The sequence below is a fragment of the Burkholderiales bacterium genome (genome assembly GCA_013695435.1).
Classification (GTDB): Bacteria; Pseudomonadota; Gammaproteobacteria; order Burkholderiales; family JACMKV01; genus JACMKV01.
Genome location: JACDAM010000137.1, coordinates 1 through 2031 on the forward strand (window position 1 = coordinate 1; position 2031 = coordinate 2031).

General features: G+C 60.8%; 3 protein-coding genes. All 3 read left to right on the forward strand.

The window, feature by feature from the left end; all coding sequences use genetic code 11:
- On the forward strand, positions 1-899 hold an 899-nt coding region (locus H0V78_07085), incomplete at its 5' end, for an efflux RND transporter permease subunit (protein MBA2351541.1).
- Positions 892-1194 (forward strand): DUF3240 family protein, encoded by a 303-nt coding sequence (locus H0V78_07090; protein ID MBA2351542.1) that lies wholly within the window; start codon positions 892-894, stop codon positions 1192-1194. The genes H0V78_07085 and H0V78_07090, both read left to right, overlap by 8 nt.
- Positions 1191-2031, forward strand: an 841-nt coding sequence (locus H0V78_07095; protein MBA2351543.1) for a TolC family protein, incomplete at its 3' end; no start/stop codon positions are given. The genes H0V78_07090 and H0V78_07095, both read left to right, overlap by 4 nt.

The following is a 2031-nucleotide window of genomic DNA, read 5'->3' on the forward strand; positions in this document are numbered from 1 at the left end:
GTGTCGAAGAGATCCAAGACGCGCTGAGAACCCAGATCGAGGGGCAGCGCGCCGGCATCGTGATCGAGGGTAACCGGCGTACGCCGATCGTATTGCGCGGTACTGAGGCGGTTCGGACGTCCCCGGCCGAGTTTGGCGCGATGCGGATCACCACCCAGCACGGTAGCACCGTCCCATTGACCAGCGTCGCCAAGCTGGAACGGGCGGAAGGTCCGGTCAAGATCGATCGGGAAATGGGCAGCCGCTACAGCGTGGTCATCGCCAACGTCGGCGGCCGTGACCTCGTCGGTTTCGTCGAAGAGGCGAAGGCGCTCGTTACACAGAAATTGCCCTTACCCACCGGCTACCGCATCACTTGGGGCGGACAGTTCGAGAACCAGCAGCGCGCGGCGGCGCGATTGACGGTTGTCGTGCCAGTCGCACTCGGTCTCATCTTCGTGCTGCTGTTCTCGACCTTCGGTTCGGTGCGCCAGGCGCTTCTTATCCTCAGCAATATCCCGTTTGCGCTGGTCGGCGGCATTGTCGCCTTGTGGCTCACCGGGGAATACCTGTCGGTGCCGGCGTCGGTGGGCTTCATCGCGCTACTCGGTATCGCAGTCCTGAATGGAGTCGTGCTGGTCAGTTATTTTAATCAATTGCAAAGCGAAGGGATGAAATTGAGCGAAGTCGTCGTCCAGGGAGCGAAGCGACGTTTGCGACCGGTGTTGATGACCGCCGCCATTACGGCGTTCGGACTGATCCCGCTGCTGTTCGCGACGGGGCCGGGTTCGGAGATTCAGCGACCGCTCGCCATCGTCGTGATCGGCGGCCTGATTACCGCGACGGCGCTGACGCTTATGCTGCTTCCCATCCTGTATTTACGCTTCGCTTTTCCGAAACGAGAGGTTTCCCATGTCTGAACTTTGCTTAACACTGTTGTGTCCGCCAGCTATCGAGGAAAAACTGCTCGATCTGCTGCTTCTGTCACCCAACGCGACGGTTTTCACCAGCGCGCCGATCGCGGCACACGGCCTCGCCCAAGAGAATCTGAATCAAACGGAACAGGTCATGGGTCGGGTGCGCGCCACACAGATACAGCTGATATTTGCTGCCGCCGACAAGACGACGCTGTTCGAACATATTCGCCAGCAATTCGCCGGCACAGGCCTGCGTTATTGGGTTACGTCGCTCATCGAAGCGGGAGAGATCGTATGATGATTCGACCGTTCCTAATCGGCCTACTGACCCTCTCTGGCGCCGTGCATGCGGCCCAGCCTGTGAATCCACCAGGACTCTTGTCAAGCGAAATTGTGCGTCCGCTGCTCGAACAGGACCCCGGCGTCGCCGCAGCGCGCGCCGGGCTGGAAGTCGCTCGACAAGAGGCGGGCATTCTCGATAAATCGACCTATGAATGGACCACTCGCGCGACCGGGCAGCAGCGGCGGATGGATAGCGGCCCCCGCTATAACGAATGGAACATAGGCGTCGAGCGGACCATCCGGCTGCCCGGTAAAGCCGCGGCCGATCGCAGCATCGGCAAGGCAACCGTCGAAGAGTCCCAGGCGCGTAATGGCGAAGCGCTGCTGAAAGCGGCTCGTGAATTAATGGCGCTGTGGGTGGACTGGCTCGCGGCCGAACGCGCGCGTGAACTAGCCGCGAATAATCTCCAGTCGATACAGACCAGCCTCACGGCAGTGGAGAAGCGCGCCCGCGCCGGCGATGCCTCGAAATTGGATGTGAGCATTGCCCGCGCCGAACTGGCCGAGCATAGACGATTGGACAATGACGCGAAGACGCAGGCCGCCGCAACTTGGTCGCGTCTATCCACACGCTTTCCTGGGTTGAAGCGTCAGATACAGGCCCTGCCCAAGCCGTTGCCGATTGGGGAGAACGCAGCTTTTTTTCGCGACCGCATCCTGGCTGAAAGCGATGAGTTGAAGGTCGTGCAAGCGCAGATGCGGACGGCTCAAAGTCACGTAGAACGAGCGCGTGCGGACAAGATCCCCGATCCAACCCTAGGGGTCTATACGGCTTCAGAGGTCGGTGGGCAGG